14 protein-coding genes are annotated in these 19,139 nt (G+C 69.1%); 9 read left to right on the top strand and 5 right to left on the bottom strand.

The window, feature by feature from the left end:
* Positions 1-112 precede the first annotated feature (112 nt).
* Positions 113-2,293, bottom strand: coding sequence for an MMPL family transporter (locus OG729_RS23060; protein ID WP_405807933.1), 2,181 nt, complete (start codon positions 2,291-2,293; stop codon positions 113-115).
* Between the two features lie 118 nt (positions 2,294-2,411).
* Positions 2,412-2,984 (bottom strand): TetR/AcrR family transcriptional regulator, encoded by a 573-nt coding sequence (locus OG729_RS23055; RefSeq protein WP_360882502.1) that lies wholly within the window; start codon positions 2,982-2,984, stop codon positions 2,412-2,414.
* Positions 2,985-3,170: 186 nt separating this feature from the next.
* Here OG729_RS23055 and OG729_RS23050 point away from each other — a divergent pair, with 186 nt between their 5' ends.
* Positions 3,171-6,485 (top strand): S41 family peptidase, encoded by a 3,315-nt coding sequence (locus tag OG729_RS23050; RefSeq protein ID WP_405807932.1) that lies wholly within the window; start codon positions 3,171-3,173, stop codon positions 6,483-6,485.
* A 33-nt stretch (positions 6,486-6,518) separates the two neighbouring features.
* Here OG729_RS23050 and OG729_RS23045 read toward each other — a convergent pair whose 3' ends face one another.
* Complete coding sequence (locus OG729_RS23045; RefSeq protein ID WP_360882571.1) at positions 6,519-7,133, bottom strand: MerR family transcriptional regulator; 615 nt, start codon at positions 7,131-7,133, stop codon at positions 6,519-6,521.
* Positions 7,134-7,289: 156 nt separating this feature from the next.
* On the opposite strand from OG729_RS23045, the gene OG729_RS23040 reads away from it, so the two are divergent.
* From OG729_RS23040 to OG729_RS23025, 4 genes are all read left to right on the top strand, one after another.
* Positions 7,290-8,840, top strand: coding sequence for a flavin-containing monooxygenase (locus OG729_RS23040; protein ID WP_405807931.1), 1,551 nt, complete (start codon positions 7,290-7,292; stop codon positions 8,838-8,840).
* Positions 8,837-9,706 carry an alpha/beta fold hydrolase gene (locus OG729_RS23035; protein WP_405807930.1) on the top strand — a complete coding sequence of 290 codons (870 nt, stop codon included), beginning with the start codon at positions 8,837-8,839 and terminating at the stop codon, positions 9,704-9,706. The genes OG729_RS23040 and OG729_RS23035 overlap by 4 nt, the downstream gene beginning before the upstream one ends.
* On the top strand, positions 9,703-10,584 hold the full coding sequence (locus tag OG729_RS23030) for an SDR family oxidoreductase (protein ID WP_405807929.1): 882 nt from the start codon (positions 9,703-9,705) through the stop codon (positions 10,582-10,584). Before OG729_RS23035 ends, OG729_RS23030 begins: the two co-directional genes overlap by 4 nt.
* 93 nt (positions 10,585-10,677) lie before the next feature.
* Entirely contained in the window at positions 10,678-10,857 is a 180-nt protein-coding gene (locus OG729_RS23025; RefSeq protein ID WP_360882515.1) for a hypothetical protein, read from the top strand.
* 417 nt (positions 10,858-11,274) lie between these two features.
* On the opposite strand, the gene OG729_RS23020 is transcribed toward OG729_RS23025, so the two are convergent.
* Entirely contained in the window at positions 11,275-12,072 is a 798-nt protein-coding gene (locus tag OG729_RS23020; protein ID WP_405807928.1) for an exodeoxyribonuclease III, read from the bottom strand.
* Between the two features lie 62 nt (positions 12,073-12,134).
* Between OG729_RS23020 and OG729_RS23015 the strand changes: the two genes are divergently transcribed.
* Both OG729_RS23015 and OG729_RS23010 read left to right on the top strand, forming a co-directional pair.
* Positions 12,135-12,620, top strand: coding sequence for a GNAT family N-acetyltransferase (locus tag OG729_RS23015; protein WP_360882521.1), 486 nt, complete (start codon positions 12,135-12,137; stop codon positions 12,618-12,620).
* Positions 12,621-12,730: 110 nt separating this feature from the next.
* The gene (locus OG729_RS23010) at positions 12,731-13,693 is read left to right on the top strand and encodes a trypsin-like serine peptidase (RefSeq protein ID WP_405807927.1); all 963 of its coding nucleotides are present in this window, start codon (positions 12,731-12,733) and stop codon (positions 13,691-13,693) included.
* A 105-nt stretch (positions 13,694-13,798) separates the two neighbouring features.
* Here OG729_RS23010 and OG729_RS23005 read toward each other — a convergent pair whose 3' ends face one another.
* Positions 13,799-16,063 carry an MMPL family transporter gene (locus OG729_RS23005; protein WP_405807926.1) on the bottom strand — a complete coding sequence of 755 codons (2,265 nt, stop codon included), beginning with the start codon at positions 16,061-16,063 and terminating at the stop codon, positions 13,799-13,801.
* 554 nt (positions 16,064-16,617) lie between these two features.
* On the opposite strand from OG729_RS23005, the gene OG729_RS23000 reads away from it, so the two are divergent.
* Both OG729_RS23000 and OG729_RS22995 read left to right on the top strand, forming a co-directional pair.
* The gene (locus tag OG729_RS23000; RefSeq protein ID WP_405807925.1) at positions 16,618-18,162 is read left to right on the top strand and encodes a CBS domain-containing protein; all 1,545 of its coding nucleotides are present in this window, start codon (positions 16,618-16,620) and stop codon (positions 18,160-18,162) included.
* A gap of 187 nt (positions 18,163-18,349) precedes the next feature.
* Positions 18,350-18,706, top strand: coding sequence for a hypothetical protein (locus tag OG729_RS22995; protein WP_405807924.1), 357 nt, complete (start codon positions 18,350-18,352; stop codon positions 18,704-18,706).
* The last annotated feature ends 433 nt before the right edge of the window (positions 18,707-19,139 follow it).

Here is a 19,139-nt window from a genome sequence, read left to right as displayed (position 1 = left end):
GTCCCCACGGCGCCGTCGCGCTGCCGGGAGTACGCCGCGGTGCAAGCACCGGCTCCACTGGAGCGGCTACGCCGCGCCCCTTGCCGGCGCACATCCCGGGGTCTACGCCGACTCAGACGCGCACCAACGCGCGTTCCTCGTCCGGGTCCTGAGGACCGGCGTCCGTCGCGCCGCCCGCCAGTTCCTTGTGCAGCTTCTCGCCCTCCACGTCCACATTCGGCAGCACCCGGTCCAGCCAGCGCGGCAGCCACCACGCCTTGTGACCGAGCAGCGCGAGCACGGCAGGCACGATCGCCATCCGGACCACGAAGGCGTCGAAGAAGACCGCGATCGCGAGACCGAAGCCGATCATCTTGATCATCTGCTCGCTCGAGCCGATGAAGCCGGAGAAGACCGCCATCATGATCACGGCCGCGGCCGTGACCACCCGGGCCCCGTGCTTGAAGCCGGTGACGATCGCCTCGCCGGGCCGCTCGCCGTGGACGTACGCCTCACGCATCCGCGTGACCAGGAAGACCTCGTAGTCCATGGCCAGGCCGAACACGACGCCCACCATGAAGATCGGCATCATCGACATGATCGGGCCGGTCTGCTCCACCCCGAACAGCGAGCCCAGCCAGCCCCACTGGAAGACCGCGACGACCGCGCCCAGCGCCGCGACGACGGACAGCAGGAAGCCGAGGGCCGCCTTCAGCGGCACCAGCACCGAGCGGAAGACCAGCATCAGCAGCAGGAACGCGAGACCGACGACGAGCGCGAGATAGGGCAGCAGCGCGTCGTTCATCTTCTGCGAGAAGTCGATGTTCATCGCGGTGGCGCCGGTGACCAGCACATCGTCACCGCTGTCGGCCCGGATGGAGTGGACGAGGTCCTCGGTCTCGACCGAGGACGGACGGTCCTTGGGGATGACCGTGATCATCGAGGTGTCGCCGGCCTTGTTCGGGGTCGGCGGCGTGACGGCCACGACGCCGTCGAGGCCCCGGATCTGCTTGACCGTACGCTCGGCCGCGCTCTTGTCGCCGTCGACGACCACCAGCAGCGGGCCGCTGAAGCCGGGGCCGAAGCCGTCGGACAGCAGGTCGTAAGCCTTGCGCTGGGTGGTCGAAACCGGCTGGGAGCCGTCGTCCGGCAGACCCATCTCCAGCGAGGCGGCCGGTACGGCGATGGCGCCGAGGCCGACAACTCCGGCGAGCAGCACGGTGACCGGGCGGCGCAGTACGAAGCGCGACCAGCGGGTGCCCATGTTCGGCTTCTCGCTCGTCTGCTTGCCCTTGCGGACCTTGCGGCCCAGCACCCGCTTGCCCGCGAAGCCGAGCAGCGCGGGGATCAGGGTGAGCGCGATGAGGACCGCGATGACGACGGTGCCCGCGGCGGCGAAGCCCATCTTGGTGAGCATGGGGATGTTGACGACGGCGAGGCCGACCAGCGCGATGACCACGGTCAGGCCCGCGAAGACGACCGCGGAGCCCGCGGTGCCGACGGCCCGGCCGGCCGCCTCCTCGCGCTCGCGGCCCTCGGCCAGCTCGGCGCGGTAGCGGGAGACGATGAACAGCGCGTAGTCGATGCCGACCGCGAGACCGATCATCGTCGCGAGCGTCGAGGTGGTGGAGCCCAGGTCGAGCACGTTCGCCAGCGCGGTGATGGTGGAGATGCCGATGCCGACGCCGATGATCGCGGTGAGCAGCGGAAGTCCGGCGGCGACCAGCGAGCCGAAGGTGATGACCAGCACCACTGCGGCGATGGCGACGCCGATGATCTCGCCCGGGCCGGTCTCCGGGACGGCCTGCAGCGCGTCGCCGCCGATCTCCACGGTCAGCCCGGAGTCACGGGCCTCGGTGCCGGTCTTCTCCAGCGCTTTGCGGGTCTCCTTGGTCAGCTCCATCGAGCTGACCTTGTACGTGACGGCCACGTAAGCCGTACGGCCGTCCTTGGAGACCGCCTTGGCGGTGTACGGGTCGGCGACGGAGGCGACCTGGTCGGAGCCGTCCTTCAGCGCGGTGACCGCCTTGTTCACCTCGGCCTTGTTGGCCGCGTCGGTCATCTTGCCGCCGTCGGGCGCCTTGAAGACGACGCGGGCGGTCGCACCGTCGGGGCTGGCCCCGGGGAAGCGCTCTTCCAACAGGTCGAAGGCCTTCTGCGCCTCCGTGCCAGGTATCGAGAAGGACGACGAGGTGGCGGTGGACGCGGAGGCCGCGCCGACCCCGGCGAGCGCCAGCAGCGCCACCCACAGCAGGGCGACGAGGCGGCGGCGCCGGAATGCGGACCGCCCGAGTTTGTAGAGAAACGTGGCCACGAGGGCGTACTCCCGTGTGTGAGGTGAACAGGGCATGGGGAGCCGGCCCGACGACGAGAGCGGCGCGCGTCAGGGTGGTGCGGGGAGGGATCAGCCGTACGGGGAGGTACGGAGGAGGTCAGACGCCGAGGGCGGGGAGAACCACGGCGTCCAGGTAGTCGGTGAGGAAGGTCCGGTCGGGGGTCCGGTCCTCGATCAGCTGCCGGGCGACGAACGCGCCGACCAGCATGTGCGCAACGAAGTCCAGCGCGCGGTTGTCCACGCTGACCTCGCCCCTTTCCACGGCCCGCCGCAGCAGCGTGTCGAGTCCGGTGATCTCGGGCTCGATCAGCAGCTCCCGCAGGGCCTGGTGGAGATCGGGGTTGCCGTGGATGGCCTGGGCCAGACCCCGCATCAGCGCGGAGTCCTTCTCCATCTGGCAGTCGTCGGTGCGCTCCAGCATCGTGTGGAAGTCGCCGCGCAGGGTGCCGGTGTCGATGTCGGCGACACTCACCGGCTTGTTGTGCCGCAGCGCCCTGGCGACCAGCTCCGGCTTGCTCCGCCACTGGCGGTAGAGCGTGGCCTTGCTGGACCGGGTCCGGGCGGCGACGGCGTCCATCGTCAGGGCGTCGTAGCCGACCTCGCGCAGCAGGTCGAGCACGGCTTCGTACAGCTCTGCCTCGCGCTCGGGCGTGAGCCGGCTGCGCGTCATGGTCGACCTCCCGTCACTGTCAATGTCACTGTCACCGTCACTGCCGAACGAAACGGTTTCGTACACCTCGACGTTACCCCCGACCGCCCGCGAAACGAAACCGTTTCGCTTGTGTCCTGAGTCACGGCGCGGATTCGCCCCGCTCCACAAGTTGCCGCACCTCCGGAGCGCGGAAAGCATTGGGGGGTGAGTGACGACGTCGCGTATCTCCGTTTCCCTCATCTCCACGACGACGTGCTGTGCTTCGCCGCCGAGGACGATCTCTGGATCGCCCCGCTGGTACCGGCCGGGCAGCGGCCGGAACGCGCCTGGCGGCTCACCGTCGACCGCACCCGAGTCGGCCATCCGCGCTTCTCCCCCGACGGCACCGAGATCGCGTACACGAGCTGGCGCAGCCTCGACCCGGAGATCCACCTGGCGCCGGTCGCCGGCGGGCCCGCGCGCCGGCTGAGCTACTGGGGCTCGACCGACACCCGGGTGTGCGGCTGGGACCCGGACGGCCACATCCTCGCCGTCTCCTCGCACGGCCAGCCGTTCTCGTACTTCTCCTGGGCCTACAAGGTGGACACCGACGGCTCCCCGGGCCGGCGGCTCCCCTGGGGCCCGGCCTCCGACATCCAGGTCATGGACACCGAGGGAGAGCACCGCACGCTGCTGCTCACCGGCAAGCCGCCGCACGAGCCGGCCGCCTGGAAGCGGTACCGCGGTGGGGCGACGGGCCGGCTCTGGCTGCACGGCGAGCGGCTGCTCGGCGATCTGAACGGCCATCTGGACTGCCCGATGTTCGTCTCGGGCCGCATCGCGTTCCTCTCCGACCACGAGGGCATCGGCAATCTCTACTCCTGCCGGCCCGACGGGACCGATCTCCAGCGGCACACCGATCATGACACCTTCTATGCCCGGCACGCCTCGAGCGACGGTCGCAGGGTTGTCTACCAGTGCGCGGGCGACCTGTGGATCGTCGACGAACTGACGCCGGACGCCGAGCCGCGCATGCTGGCGGTACGGCTCGGCGGGCCGCGCGCCGGACGGCGTACGTACCAGGTGCCGGCCGCCAACCATGTGAACGCGATCGCGGTGGACACGACGGGGCGGGCCAGCGCCGTCTCCGTACGCGGCAGCCTGTACTGGCTCACGCACCGCGACGGTCCGGCGCGGACGATCGCGGACACCCCGGGCGTACGGGTCCGCAGGCCGGAGATGCTCGGCAGCAGCGGCCAGGTCGCGTATGTCACCGACGCGGACGGCGAGGACGCGATCGAGATCGCCTATCTGCCGCGGGCGAGCGGCGACCGGGAGCCGCGGCGGCTGGCCTCCGGCGAACTGGGCCGGGTCCAGGAGCTGGTCTCGGACCCGGACGGGGAGCGGCTCGCGATCGCCTCGCACGACGGTCGCCTGCTGCTGATCGACGCGAGTGAGGAGGCCGGGGAAGGTGAGGTCACCGAACCGAGTGCCGGTGAAGGCGAGGTCACCGAACTGATTCGTTCGGACAACGGCCCGGTCCGCGATCTGGCCTTCTCGCCCGACGGTCATTGGCTGACCTGGTCGCACCCGGGCATCGGCCGCTCGCTGCGGCAGATCAAGATGGCGCGCATCAGCGACCGTACGATCGTCGACGTCACCAACGGCCGCTTCGAGGACGAGAATCCGGTCTTCACGCGCGACGGCCGCTACCTCGCGTTTCTGTCCTGGCGGGGCTTCGACCCGGTGTACGACGTGCACACCGGGGACCTGTCCTTCCCGCTGGGCTGCCGCCCCTATCTCGTACCGCTGTCCTCGGCCACTCCCTCGCCCTTCGCGCTGCTGCCGGACGGACGGCCCGCGGCGGGCGGGCTCGACCCGCTGGACGAGCCGGCCAACGGGGGCGGGGACGGAACGGTGACGGTCGAGGTCGAGGGGCTGGAGAGCCGGGTGACACCCCTTCCGGTGTCGGCCTCCAAGTACTCGGCGCTCCACCCCGTCAACGGTGGCGGCCTGGTCTGGCTGCGCTGGCCGATCTCCGGGGCGCTCGGCGAGACCTTCGCCAACCCGGCGGACACGTCCGGCCGCCCCGCCCTCGAACACTTCGACATCACCAAGGCGCGGCGGACCGAACTGGTCGGCCATGTCGACTGGTTCTCGGTCAGTGGTGACGGCAGCCGGCTGGTGGTCGTGGACGAAGGGGAGCTGCGGGCCGTCCCGGCGACCGAGTCCGGCGACATCGACTCGACGGTCTATCTGGACCTGCGCCGGATCCTGCACGAGGTGGACCCGGCGTCCGAATGGCGCCAGGCGTACGACGAGGCGGGCCGGATCATCCGCGCGTACTTCTGGGAGCCCGGCATGTGCGGGATCGACTGGGGCGCGGTGCTCGATCAGTACCGTCCGCTGGTCGAACGGGTCGCGGCGCCGGACGAGTTCGCGGATCTGCTGCGCGAGGTGCTGGGCGAACTGGGCACGTCCCATGCGTACGTCACGCCCGCGCGGCGCAGCGAGGGGCCGCCGCACTACCAGCGGGCGATGGGTCTGCTGGGCGCGAACCTGGTCCGCCGGAACGGCGACTGGGTGGTCGCCAGGATCCTGCCGGGCGACTCGTCCGACTCCAAGGCGCGCTCGCCGCTGGCGGGCACGGGCATCCGCGACGGCGCGATCCTCACGCATGTGGACGGCCGGCGGGTGGATCCGGTGACGGGCCCGTACCCAATGCTCTCGGCGGCCGGCGGCACGACCGTCGAGCTGACCTTCCGGCCGCCGGAGGGCGAAGGGCCCTCCCGGCGGGTCGCGGTCGTCCCGCTGGTGGACGAGCGGCCGCTGCGGTACCAGGACTGGGTGGCCAAACGCCGTGAGGTGGTACGGGAGTTGAGCGGCGACCAGTGCGGCTATCTCCATATCCCGGACATGGGCGGCTCGGGCTGGGCCCAGTTCAACCGTGATCTGCGGATGGCGATGTCGCGCCCCGCGCTGATCGTGGACGTGCGGGGCAACGCGGGCGGCCACATCAGCGAGCTGGTGATCGAGAAACTGACCCGCAAGATCATCGGCTGGGACCTGACGCGGAACGCCCAGCCCGTCTCGTACGCCTCCAACGCGCCACGCGGCCCGATCGTCGCGCTGGCCGACGAGGCGACGTCCTCCGACGGCGACATGATCACGGCGGCGTTCAAACTGCTGGGCCTGGGCCCGGTGGTGGGCAGCCGGACATGGGGCGGCGTGGTGGGCATGACGGGCCGCCACCGTCTGGGCGACGGCACGGTGATCACGGTCCCGATGAACGCGGCGTGGTTCGACGCGTACGGCTGGTCCGTCGAGAACCACGGCGTCGAACCGGACGTGGACGCGCTGCGCACCCCCCTGGACTGGGCCGAGGGCCGCCATGTGCAGCTGGACGACGCGATCCAACTGGCGCTGGAGCTGCTGAAGACCCACCCCGCGGCGACTCCGCCCGACTACGAGGGAACACCGGATCTGCGCCGCCCGAAGCTTCCGCCGCGACGGAAGGGACGTGGGCGGCGGCGGAAGTGACATGGGGGCGCCCCCATGCTCGCGAGCGCCCCGCTACTTCCTCAGCCGCCGGTCCATGGCCATCGAGAGTTCCGCCTCCACCACGCTCTTCGCCAGCGGGCGCAGCCTCTCCACTTCGCCCTCCGCCGTGTGGGCCTGCAGGGTCTCGACGAAGAGGTCCGCCAGGGCATCGGCGTGGGCGCGCACCTTGCGGCCCACCTCCAGGACCTCCGAGAGCGGCACGCCCTCCCGTACCAGTGCCGAGGAGACCTCCAGCAGGCGGCGGCTGATGTGGACGATCTCGTCGCCGTCCGTCGCCAGATAGCCGAGGTCCAGCGCGGCCGCCAGGTTCTCGGGGGTGACCTCGCCCTCGAAGTAGTCGGCCAGTTCCTGGGGGGTGAGGCGGATCGGCTCCTCCTCGGTGGGAGCGCCCAGACCCAGGACGTCGCCGACGTCCCGGCCGCTCTCGAACGCCGTGGCCAGATCCGCGATCCCGTTCAGCGTGTGGCCGCGCTCCAGCAGGGCGGCGATCGTACGCAGCCTGGCCAGGTGGTGGTCGTCGTACCACGCGATACGACCCTCGCGGCGAGGTGGCGGTATCAGCCCGCGCTCGCGGTAGAAGCGCAACGTGCGCACCGTGATGCCGGCCTCCTTGGCCAGCTCTTCCATGCGGTACTCGCGTACGTCTGCCACAGCGGAAGCCTATGTTGTACCACCGGTAACTTGTCGCGTCCTACCCCTACCGCAAGGTATGCCGCTCCTCTACTCTCCCAACCATGCCAGTGATTGCTGGCAGGGTTATGACGTTCAGCGGGAGGCGGCGGCATGGGCCAGCGCGAGCACTCACGACACGAGCACGTACGGGTGGCGGTGATCGGATCCGGCTTCGGCGGCCTGGGCGCCGCGGTCCGGCTGCGCCGCGAAGGGATCACCGACTTCGTCGTCCTGGAGCGTGCGGACTCGGTCGGCGGGACCTGGCGGGACAACAGCTACCCCGGGTGCGCGTGCGACGTGCCCTCGCACCTCTACTCGTTCTCCTTCGCGCCCAACCCCGACTGGCCCCGTACCTTCTCCGGCCAGGAGCACATCCGCGCCTATCTGGAGCATGTCGCGGACACCTTCCGGCTCCGCTCCCACATCCGCTTCAACCACGAAGTGCTGATGATGCGCTGGGACCGCGACGAACTGCGCTGGGAGATCGAGACCTCCCAGGGGACGCTCACCGCGGATGTGGTCGTCTCCGCGACCGGACCGCTGTCCGACCCCAAGATCCCGGAGATCCCCGGTCTCGCCGAATTCCCCGGCAAGGTCTTCCACTCCTCCCGCTGGGAGCACGACTACGACCTGCGTGGCAAGCGGGTCGCCATGATCGGCACCGGCGCGTCCGCGATCCAGATCGTGCCCGCGATCCAGCCGCAGGCAGCGAAGCTGACCCTCTTCCAGCGCACCCCGCCGTGGGTGTTGCCGCGGATGGACCGGCAGATCACCGGAGTCGAGCGCTGGCTGCACCGGCAGCTGCCGTTCACCGGGACCGCGCGGCGCGGACTGCTGTGGGGCATCAGGGAGTTGCAGGTCTCGGCCTTCACCAAGCGGCCGAACGAGCTCGGGCTGATCGAGGCGATGGCCAGGGCGAATATGGCCAAGTCCATCAAGGACCCGGCCCTGCGGGCCACGTTGACACCCTCGTACCGCATCGGCTGCAAGCGGATCCTGCTGTCGAGCGAGTACTACCCGGCGCTCGCCAAGACCAATGTGGATGTGGTGGCTTCCGGGCTGGCGGAGGTACGGGGATCGACGCTCGTGGCCGCCGACGGCAGCGAGACCGAGGCCGACGCGATCATCTTCGGCACCGGATTCCGTGTGACGGACATGCCGATCGCCGACCGCGTGGTCGGGGCGGACGGGATCACCCTCGCCGAGTCGTGGAAGGACGGGATGCAGTCGCTGCGCGGCGCGACCGCGGCCGGGTTCCCCAACTGGATGACGATCATCGGCCCCAACACGGGCCTCGGGAACTCCTCGATGATCCTGATGATCGAGTCGCAGCTGAACTACATGGCCGACTACATGCGGCAGTTGACCGTCCTCGGCGGGCGCGGGGCGCTGGCGGCCCGGCCGTCCGCCGTGGGCGCGTGGAACCGGCGGGTGCAGGAGCGGATGAAGCGGACCGTGTGGCAGACCGGCGGCTGCACCAGCTGGTATCTGGACGCGAACGGCCGCAACACGACGATCTGGCCGGGGACGACGGGGGAGTTCCGGAAGGCGACGCGTGCGGTGGACCTCGCGGAGTACGAGGTCATACGCGTGCCCGCGAAGGATGTCCGGCCTGTCGTGGAAGCCGCTGAAGCCTCCGAAGCCGCGGAGGTTGCGCGATGAGCCGGACACTGACCGCCGTCTCGGCCGACGGATCGCAGATCCATGTCGAGGTGCACGGCCCGGACGGCGCACCCGCCGTCGTACTGGCCCACGGCTGGACCTGCTCGACCGAGTTCTGGGCCGCACAGATCCGGGAACTGGCGGGCGATCACCGGGTCGTCGTCTACGACCAGCGGGGTCACGGCCGCACACCGGCCGCCGCGGTCGGCACCGACGTACTCGCCGACGACCTGGAGGCGGTGCTCGGCGCCGTACTGGCACCGGGCGAGAAGGCCGTGCTCGCCGGGCACTCGATGGGCGGGATGACGCTGATGGCGGCGTCCGGGCGGGCCGCGTTCACGGAGCACGCGGCGGCGGTGCTGCTGTGCAGTACGGGCAGTTCACGGCTGATCGACGAGTCCCTGATACTGCCCATGCGCGCCGGGCGGCTGCGCACGAGGCTCACCGGGCTGATCCTCGGCGCGCGAGCCCCGCTCGGCCCCGTGACGCCGCTCTCCAAGCGCATCCTCAAGTACGCGACGATGGGCCCCGGTTCGGCGCCGGAACGGGTCGCGGAGTGCGCCCGTATCGTGCACGCCTGCCCGCGGACGTCCCGGGTGACCTGGTCGCAGGTGCTCGCCGGGCTCGATCTCGACTCGGGCGTACGGGAGTTGAGGGTGCCCACGGTCGTGGTGTCTGGCACGGCGGACCGGCTCACTCCGATCGTGCACGCGCGGCGTATTGCCGCCGCGCTGCCAAAGTGCCTGGAGCTCGTGGAGCTCGCCGGGATGGGACACATGACGCCCGTGGAGGCGCCGGAAGCCATCACCGCGAAGATCCGTGAGCTGGTGACTACGTTTGTGAAGGCGAAGGAGGAGGCCGCATGAGCAGGGTGAGCCTGGAGGGACAGGTCGCGGTCGTCACCGGCGCGGCACGAGGAGTGGGCGAGCTGCTGGCCCGCAAGCTCTCGGCGCGCGGCGCGAAGGTGGCACTGGTCGGCCTGGAGCCGGACGAGCTGAAGCAGGTATCGGGCAGGCTGCACACCGAGAGCGACTGGTGGCATGCCGATGTCACGGACCACGAGGCGATGGCGCAGGTCGCGCAGGAGGTCAAGGAGCGCTTCGGCAAGGTCGACATCGTGGTCGCCAACGCGGGCGTGGCCTCGGGCGGTCCTTTCCTGGACTCGGACCCGGTGGCGTGGCGGCGGGTGATCGAGGTCAATCTGATCGGGAGCGCGGTGACGGGGCGGGCGTTCCTGCCGGTCCTGGTGGAGAGCCGGGGCTACTTCCTGCAGATCGCGTCGCTGGCGGCGATCACGCCGGCGCCGATGATGACGGCGTACTGCGCGTCGAAATCGGGCGTGGAGGCGTTCGCGCACAGCCTGCGGGCGGAGGTCGGCTACCGGGGTGTGCGGGTCGGCGTCGGCTATCTGTCCTGGACGGACACGGACATGGTGCGGGGCGCGGACCAGGACGAGGTGATGCGGGAACTGCGGCAGCGGCTGCCGTGGCCGACGAACCGCACCTACCCGCTGGGCCCGGCGGTGGACCGGATCGTGGCGGGGATCGAACGGCGTTCCCCGCATGTGTACGCGCAGTGGTGGCTGCGGGGGATGCAGTCGGTGCGGGGATATCTGCCGTCGCTCATCGGCGTGGTGGGGCAGCGGGAGATGAGGCGCTTCGAGCCGCGGCTCGGCGGGGTCGGGAAGGGGCTCGTGGGAGCGGGCGGGGCGGCGGACGAGGCGGAGCGTACACAGCGGCATTGATCGAAATGCGTGGAATGTTCCTGCGTGCCAGGCTGGTCGGGGGTCCGGGGGTGTTCGTCCTCGGCCCCCTCACACCCCGAGGAGTGAACTTCCATGGGCAGGAAAGGCCAGTCCCAGGACAAGAAGAAGCTCAAGGAGCAGCCGAAGCGGGCGCCGAGCAGCAGGCATGACGAGGCGTGGGAGCGGACTGCGCAGGGGGATGAGCTGGTGCGGCCTACGGACGAGATGATGCGCGAGGCGGAGGACAAGCTCCGCCAGGACTACAGGGACTGAACGGTGCGGGTGGTGTGAGGGGCGCGTTTCCCCCACCCACCCGCCCTGAAATGTGGGGGTACGGGGTACCCCCACACCCCCTGACTGCCGCAGACCGGGGGACGGAGCCGTCCCCCGGCGCGAAGCTGCCGCACCCCTCCCCCACGCCCGCAGGGCGGGGCTGAATTTTCAGCCCGTCCGGTGATTGAGGACTGGGGGTCTGGGGGCGAGGCCCCCAGTTTCGGGATGGGGGTACCTCCCACGGCCGCCAGGCCGTAGGGGGAGGGCGGGGTGGGGGAACAAGCCCCGGCCCGAGCCACGGCACCCCGCAGATACGCGCCCCGCGGCGCGAAGCTGCCGCACCCGGCGTACGCGGCGTCAGCCCCCGCGAACACTTCCCCCGGGGTCCGGGGCAGCGCCCCGGTTCGGGGAACCCACCTACAGCTCATACACCGCGCTCACCGGCGCATGATCACTCCACCGCTCCCCATGCGTCGCCGCCCGCTCCACCCACGCCTTCACCGCGCGCCCCGCCAGCCCCGCCGTCGCCACCTGATAGTCGATCCGCCACCCCGTGTCGTTGTCGAAGGCCCGCCCCCGGTACGACCACCACGAGTACGGCCCCTCCATATCCGGATGCAGCGCCCGCATCACGTCCACGTACTCCGCCTCGTCGAAGACCCGCGACATCCACTCCCGCTCCTCCGGCAGAAAGCCGGAGTTCTTCTTGTTGCCCCGCCAGTTCTTGAGGTCCGCCTCGCGATGCGCGATGTTCCAGTCGCCGCACACCACCACCTCACGGCCGTCCGCCGCCGACCGCGCCTTCAGTTCGCGCAGATACGGCAGGAACTCCGCCATGAACCGCATCTTCTCGTCCTGCTTCTCCGTCCCCACCTCCCCCGACGGCAGGTACAGGCTCGCGACCGTGACGCCCGGCAGATCCGCCTCGACGTACCGCCCGCTCGCGTCGAACTCGCTCGACCCGAAGCCGATCCGCACCCCGTCCGGCTCACGCCGCGTATAGAGGGAGACACCCGCGCGCCCCTTCGCCAGGGCCGGGGCGTGCACCGTGTGCCAGCCGGCCGGCTCGCGGACCTCGTCCGGGAGCTGGTGTGCCTCGGCCCGTACCTCCTGGAGGCAGATCACGTCCGCGGCAGTGCCGGCCAGCCACTGAACGAAGCCCTTCTTGGCCGCGGCGCGCAGCCCATTCACATTCACGGTTGTCACGGTGAGCATCCCGGCACCCTACCGAGCACCACACCGGCAGCCCGCATTCGCACCCACGTACCCTCTTGCGCATGCATTTCCGCCAGCTGCCCTTCGACCACCCCGATGCCGTCAAGCTCAACGACGAGGTCCAGCTCGAATACGCCCGCAGGTACGGGGACGGGGGCGATGCCACCTCCCTCGATCCCTCGATGTTCATGCCGCCGCTCGGGCTCTACCTCCTGGTGTACGACGGTCAGGACCGCCCCGTGGCGACCGGCGGCTGGCGCTGCCAGGACGAGAACGACGAGGGCTACAGCGACGGCGACGCCGAGCTCAAGCGCATGTATGTGATCCCCGAGGCGCGCGGTCTCGGTCTCGCCCGCCGGATTCTCACCGCCCTGGAGGACGATGCCCGCGCCGCCGGCCGTATCCGGATGGTGCTGGAGACCGGCACCAAGCAGCCCGAGGCGATCGCGCTCTACACCTCCGCCGGCTATGAGCCGTGCGCGAAATTCGGCCACTACCGCGAGTACGAGAACAGCCGCTGCTTCGCGAAGCCTTTGTCGCGGCCCTGACATAATCGCGCTTCCCGTGGCACTCTGCCTCACGCACGCCGATCCGCACCGCCTCATTCCCCACCCTGCCCGCGCGACACCACGCGCGGGCACGGCAGAAGGAGATATGCGTGAGACGCCATCGCACTGCCGCAGCGATCCTGTTGGCCGTCGGCACCCTGCTCGCCGGCGCACTGTCGGCCACCGCCGCCGGCGCCACCCCCACTCCCTCCCCCACCCCCACGGTCTTCAAGCAGCAGCAGACGAAGGGCTTTTGGACCGCCGAGCGGATGCGCCACGCAACCCCGCTCGATCTGCTGCCGCTGACCCGGAACGGGCTCAAGGCGCTCAAGGCCCCGAAGCGCGCGGGCACTGAGACCGTCATATCCCCCACCGGCGTCTCGGTCATGTCCTTCCCGCAGGCGGGCGGAGCATGGACGGGCGGCGGCGCGGTGGTCAAGACGTCCGGCCGGGTCTTCTTCACCTTCCAGGGGCGTACGGCCTCCTGCTCGGGCGACTCGGTCACCAGCCAGAACGGCAGCACGGTGATCACCGCGGGACACTGCGTGAAGTACCAGGGCAGCTGGCACACCAACTGGGTCTTCGTGCCCGCGTACAGCAACGGCCAGGCGCCGTACGGCCAGTGGAGCGCCACCAAGACGCTGACCACCCCGCAGTGGCAGGCGAGCGAGGACATCAACTACGACGTCGGCGCGGCGGTTGTCGCCCCGCTGAACGGCCAGAAGCTCGCCTCGGTCGTCGGTGCGCAGGGCCTGTCCTTCAACGGCGGCTACAACAAGCAGATGTACGCCTTCGGCTTCCCCGCGGCCGCTCCGTACGACGGGACCAAGCTGGTCTACTGCAGCGGGAACTCCTCGAAGGACTTCCTCTTCTCGCAGGACCACAGCCTGGGCTGCAATATGACGGGCGGCTCCAGCGGCGGCCCCTGGTTCACGTCCTTCAGCGAGTCCACCGGCACCGGTCTGCAGGCCTCGGTGAACAGCTTCGGCTACACCTTCCTGCCGAACCGGATGTTCGGCCCGTACTTCGGCAATGACGCGAAGGCGCTCTACGACAAGGCCCAGGTCTCCTGAGCCGCGCGGGCGGTCGGCGGGGGCGGCTCAGCCCCCGCCGGTCTCCCCCGGCGCTACGGCGGGCAATCCCCGTATGCCGCCCGGAAGTTGCGACCTGAGCCCGCGTCAGCGCGGTGTTCCGATCCTTCCCGGCGCGGCGGCGCCCGCGTCGTGCTCGCCCTCCGTGTCCACATGCGGCAGGATCCGGTCCAGCCACCGCGGCGTCCACCACGCGGACTTGCCGAGCAGCGTCATCACCGCCGGGACCAGCAGCAGCCGCACGACGGTCGCGTCGATGAGCACGCTCACGGCAAGGCCGAGCCCCAGCATCTTCACCACGATGTTGTCGCTGATGATGAACGCGGCGAAGACGCTGACCATGATCAGGGCCGCACAAGTGATCACCCGTGCGGTGATCTCCAGCGCATGCGCCACGCTCTCCTTCGGGTCGCCCGTGCGCAGCCAGGCCTCATGGATGCGGGAGAGCAGGAAGATCTCGTAGTCCATGCTCAGACCGAAGACGATCGCGAACATCATCATCGGCACATAGCTCTCGATGGGCACATCGCCCGACACTCCCAGCGCCGGGCCGCCCCAGCCCCACTGGAAGACGGCGACGACGACTCCGTAAGAAGCGGCGATCGACAGGACGTTGAGCACGGCGGCCTTGAGCGCGACCAGCACCCCGCGGAAGACGATCAGGATAATGAGGAAGGCGAGCGCGACCACCACCAGGATGATCAGGAGCAGCCGGCTGGAGACGAGGTCCAGGAAGTCGACCTGGGCGGCCGTCGTGCCCGTCACATAGCCCTTCGCGGAGGTGCCCTTGACAGCGTCGGGCAGGACGTCGTCCACCATGTGGTTGACCAGTTCTGTGGTCTTCTCGTCCTGCGGCGCCTGAGTCGAGTAGGCCGTGCCGACCAGGACGTCCCCGTCCTGAGTGGGTTTCAGCGGAGTGATGGTGGCGGCGTTCGGTACATCGGTGAGCGCCTTCTGTGCCTGTGTGGCGAGCGCCGACCGGTCTGCCGCGGGCACCGAGGTCTGGTCGATGACGAGGGTCAGCGGCCCGTTGGAGCCGGGCCCGAAGGCGCTGGACATCAGGTCGTACGCACGCCGGTCCGTGAAGGACTTGGGATCCGCGCCGTCGCCGATGTGGCCGAGCTGGATGGAGAAGAGCGGGATGGCGAGTACGGCGATGACGATCACGCCGCCGGTCAGGAACGTCCACGGGCGGCGCTCGACACGCATCGCGTACCGGTGCCAGGTGCCGTGCGCCTCGGCACCGGGCTCCGCTTCCGTCTCCGCGATCGGCCTGCGCACGTGGTACTTGTCGATCCGCCGGCCGATCAGCCCCAGCAGGGCGGGCACCAGGGTGAGCGCGCCGGCGACCGCCGTGACCACGGTGACGGCGGCGGCCACGCCGAGTTTGCCGATGAAGCTGATCCCGGAGACCCAGAGGCCGGACAGGGCGATGATCACCGTGCAGCCGGAGACGAGCACCGCCCGCCCGCTGGTGGACACCGCGTGCCCGGCGGCCCTCGCCGGATCCATGCCGTCCATGATGTTCTGCCGGTGCCGGGTGAGCAGGAACAGCGCGTAGTCGATCCCCACACCGAGACCGATCATGGTGGCCAGGGTGGGCGAGACCGTGGCGAAGGTGAACGCGGCGGCGAGCAGGGCCAGACAGGCGAGCCCGCAGATCACGCTGATCAGTGCCGTCACCAGCGGCACACCGGCGGCGATCACACTGCCGAACCCGACCAGCAGCACCACGATCGCCACCGCGAACCCGATCAGCTCACTGATCCGGTCGTTGGCCGCGGGGCGAGCCAGCTCCCCGAGCGGACCGCCGTACTCCACATCCACCCCGGCGTCCCGCAGCGGCTTGACGGCCTGATCCACCCCGTCGAGATACGACTCCCCCAAAGTGGAGGGCTGAACGTCGAAGCGGACGGTGATGTAGCCGGTTGCGCCATCCGTGGACAGCGGGCCCACGTTCGGTCCGGGCGGCGGCGGGGGCGGAGTCGTGCCCGCGGGTGGCAGCGGACTCTGCGCGGAGAGCACATGCGGCAGCTTCTGGAGGCTGGCGACCGTCGAGGACATCTGCGAGCCGAAGTCGGTGAGCGGCTTCGCGGTGTCGTGCAGCACGATCTGGCTGCCGTAACCCCCGGCTGCGGGGTCGTGCTTCTGGAGCACGTCCAGCCCGTCCTGCGACTGGGTGCCCGGCAGTGCGAAGTCGTCTGAGTAGTCGCCGCCGTAGGCGTGATTCAGTACCTGAAGACCCGCCAGCGCGACCAGCCAGGCCACGATGACCAACACACAGCGCCGAGCGCACCATTCACCGAGCCGACGCAGCATGCGTTTCTCCCGACGGGAAGCCGAAGCGGACATTCAGCATTAAAAGCCGATTCCGCCCGGACGGCATGCGCAACTCCACCCAGCACAACGACGAGGTCCCGTCTGATCGTGATGATCGGACGGGACCTCGTCAGTTGTTGTGGGCCGTTCGCGGGTGGGTCTGAGCTGGGGGGATGGCGACGTCCATCGAAGGCTTCCCAGGACTGGAAAGATCATTTCCCAGCTGGTTGCAGAGCACACGCAGTGGCCCGCACCCTGCCATCGCCACGGCAGATGGGGAGTAATCCGCGATTTACCAGCTGCGTGGACGTGGGATTCCTACCCGTTGTGGAGCTGCCCCGAGACGGCAGCGCTTCGGCCCGCCTTGCCTAGGCAATGGGGGAGCCACTGCGCCGCCAGTCGTGGTCTGCGCTGCACGCCGGATGGCAGCTTCGGCTCACGACGATGCGCGGCGGCCACGGGCCGGTCCGCCGGCGGCAGCAAGGCTGTGGCTGAGGGCTCTCTGCTCGGATCCGCTCGCCGCACCACGAGAGACCCCCCATTGGATACGATCCGAAAAGGCTGACGCATGGGGCTGGGGGCTGAAGATGCGCGCATGGGTCGTCAGGGCTGGCAGCGACGGCGAGCGCGAGGGGCCGGAACTGAGTCAGGGCATTGTCGCCGCCGGATGGCCCGAACTCGGAGACATCACAGCAGCGGCCGGCCGCGAAACCCTTCGCGCTGCGTTGGAGAAGACGTACGCGGGCTACAGCCCACGAGTAATCGGCAACTGGGCGGGGCAGCTGTGGCGCTTCCGTCATGACATGTCGGCAGGTGACCTGGTCGTCCTTCCGCGCCGCTCACGGCAGCTAGCGCTGGGGCGCATCGCGGGCCTTTACGAGTTCGTCCCCAACGCCGACCCGGGCTTGCAGCACACTCGGTCTGTCGACTGGGTGCGGACGGACCTGGACCGCAACGCGGTGCAACAGGACCTGCTCGACAGTATGGGTTCGCTTCTCACGATCTTCGAGCTCCGCCGGTACGACGCCGCCAACCGCGTCGCCGCCCTGCTCGACAGCGGGGCGGACCCCGGCCCCGGCAACACCGCTCCAGACAGCCCCACATTCGCCTCCTCGGTCAAATTGCTGGAGGCAGCCGTCGATGCCCCGGCTGATGCGCCTTTGACCATCACTGTGCGGAACTTGCTGAGCGGGTGGGGCGCGACGCGCCGCGGATCCACCGTCGTCGACCAGATTGAGGCGAAACTGGGCGAGAAAGGCCTCACGGCGGCTCCGCCGATCACCTCAGTCGGTTTCGACAGTCAGGTAGCGCTCCTTCGCGTGGGAGTAGAGCCAGGTCCCGGCCAGCCGTTGCTCACCGCCCGCGATGTGCCGGACGAGGCAGCCGAGCAGGCCCCGCTTACCTACCGCATCGCCCATGTCGCTTCGGCGGACTGCCAAGTGGTATCCGTGCGCCCCGAGGACACGTTGCGGCAGGCGATCACCAAGATGGTCTTTCACGACTTCTCGCAACTACCAGTTTTGGATGGGGATGGTCGGCTGAGCGGTGCGATCACCTGGGAGTCGATAGGTAAGGCTCGTATGTCCGGGAACTCCCTCAGCCTGTCTGACGTCATAGTCCAGCCGCTGGACATTCACAGCCAGGCTGAGCTGCTCGACTGGATCCCTCAGATCCACAAACATGGTTATGCCTTCATACGCGATGACCAGCACAAGATCACAGGCATCGTCACCACGGCGGATCTCACGAACCAGTTCGGCGCCCGCGTCGAGCCCTTCGTTCTGCTGGAAGAGCTGGAGCAGCGGCTGCGGCGCCTACTCAATCAGGCGCTGGAGCGAGGAACCCTCACTCTCGACGCCATCCGATCCAGGCTGCTGCCGCACCGGCAGAAGAAGGTGCATGCGGCCGACGATCTAACTCTCGGTGAGTACTCACACGTCCTTGAGCCCGAGGCTCATTGGGGCGCCCTGAAATGGGATGCTGACCAAGGGCTCGTTCTGCCTTCGTTGCGAACGTGCACTGCATTCCGCAACAAGCTCATGCACTTCAGCCCCGACCCAATCCCCGGCGAGGAACTCACGCCCGTCCGGGGCTTGCTCGCGGTACTCAGGTCGCTGGATCCGATCGCCTGACAGCTCTGAGGTGGGAAGGCACTACTCCGATCACAAGCATTGATGGTGGCTACAGCAGTCTTGAGCGCAGGGAGTGGGGACGACGACGCCTATCGGTGACGACGCCAGTCGTCTCTCTCCAAAGATCCGGCATGACTGAGCGAGAGCAATGATGTCAACGGAAGCGGAGCGCAGGTTTCACACAGACATGGTTGCCGGCGTCGACCGCCTCAAGCGCGAGATCGGCTACAACGCGACGAGGTTCGCGCAGACGCTGGGCGAACTCGGTGGTGTGGCGGCCGCTCGACAGCTCCTTCGCGGACACGACGCGTCGGACGGTTTCACGACGCTTTGGGAGCACGACCGACTGGACGTCAGCGTGGAGGCGTACGTGCTACTCCCCTGGTACCGAGGTCTGTTCGATGAACATCATCTGGAGACGGCCATGTGGCGGCTAACCGAGCACCACTTCGACGTCGATCACTTCCTCGACGAGGCAAGAGAGAATCCACCTGGGTGGACGCAAGCCAACACCGACGCAGGCTGTGGCGACGCCGCCGACTGACCACACATGGCTGCACTCTCGGCTCCTGCATCGCAGATGTGCATGCCCCGGTCGCAGCCGCACTCCACGGAACCCACCATCGAACTGACGAAAGCTCATAAACGATCGAGGCAGGGACCCTGAGTCCTGGCTCGACAACAATAGGATTTTCTGCTGTGGAGATCCGGATCCCTGGTAGAGCAACGCGACCCCAGCACCGCCGTAGGCCGTATCGGAACGGTTCGCACGCTGGACGACAGAGGAGGTGACGGATCTTCGCCTTCACCGACCGGACGGGCCGGTCAGCGATGAACGTGTAGACGTACCATTTGTTCGTTCCCCGCTTGCGGCGCCACTGGATATGGAACCCCAGGAAGTCGAACCCCTCGCTCAGGTGCACCACTTGGGTCTTGGCTGGTGACAGTCGCAGCCCCATCGGTGCGAGAACCCTGGC

The sequence above is a fragment of the Streptomyces sp. NBC_00210 genome, assembly GCF_045160975.1.
In the GTDB taxonomy this organism is placed as follows: domain Bacteria; phylum Actinomycetota; class Actinomycetes; order Streptomycetales; family Streptomycetaceae; genus Streptomyces.
Note: the sequence above shows the minus strand (reverse complement) of the source record. Positions and strands in the feature narration are given on the sequence as shown.

What these genes read in the sequence shown, in the direction of transcription:
- OG729_RS23025 (WP_360882515.1), top strand. Translation starts at nt 10,678, where the DNA reads ATGGGCAGGAAAGGCCAGTCCCAGGACAAGAAGAAGCTCAAGGAGCAG.
- OG729_RS23055 (WP_360882502.1), bottom strand. Translation starts at nt 2,984, where the DNA reads ATGACGCGCAGCCGGCTCACGCCCGAGCGCGAGGCAGAGCTGTACGAA.
- OG729_RS23000 (WP_405807925.1), top strand. Translation starts at nt 16,618, where the DNA reads ATGCGCGCATGGGTCGTCAGGGCTGGCAGCGACGGCGAGCGCGAGGGG.
- OG729_RS23030 (WP_405807929.1), top strand. Translation starts at nt 9,703, where the DNA reads ATGAGCAGGGTGAGCCTGGAGGGACAGGTCGCGGTCGTCACCGGCGCG.
- OG729_RS23045 (WP_360882571.1), bottom strand. Translation starts at nt 7,133, where the DNA reads ATGGAAGAGCTGGCCAAGGAGGCCGGCATCACGGTGCGCACGTTGCGC.
- OG729_RS23015 (WP_360882521.1), top strand. Translation starts at nt 12,135, where the DNA reads ATGCATTTCCGCCAGCTGCCCTTCGACCACCCCGATGCCGTCAAGCTC.
- OG729_RS23035 (WP_405807930.1), top strand. Translation starts at nt 8,837, where the DNA reads ATGAGCCGGACACTGACCGCCGTCTCGGCCGACGGATCGCAGATCCAT.
- OG729_RS22995 (WP_405807924.1), top strand. Translation starts at nt 18,350, where the DNA reads ATGGTTGCCGGCGTCGACCGCCTCAAGCGCGAGATCGGCTACAACGCG.
- OG729_RS23005 (WP_405807926.1), bottom strand. Translation starts at nt 16,063, where the DNA reads ATGTCCGCTTCGGCTTCCCGTCGGGAGAAACGCATGCTGCGTCGGCTC.
- OG729_RS23020 (WP_405807928.1), bottom strand. Translation starts at nt 12,072, where the DNA reads ATGCTCACCGTGACAACCGTGAATGTGAATGGGCTGCGCGCCGCGGCC.
- OG729_RS23040 (WP_405807931.1), top strand. Translation starts at nt 7,290, where the DNA reads ATGGGCCAGCGCGAGCACTCACGACACGAGCACGTACGGGTGGCGGTG.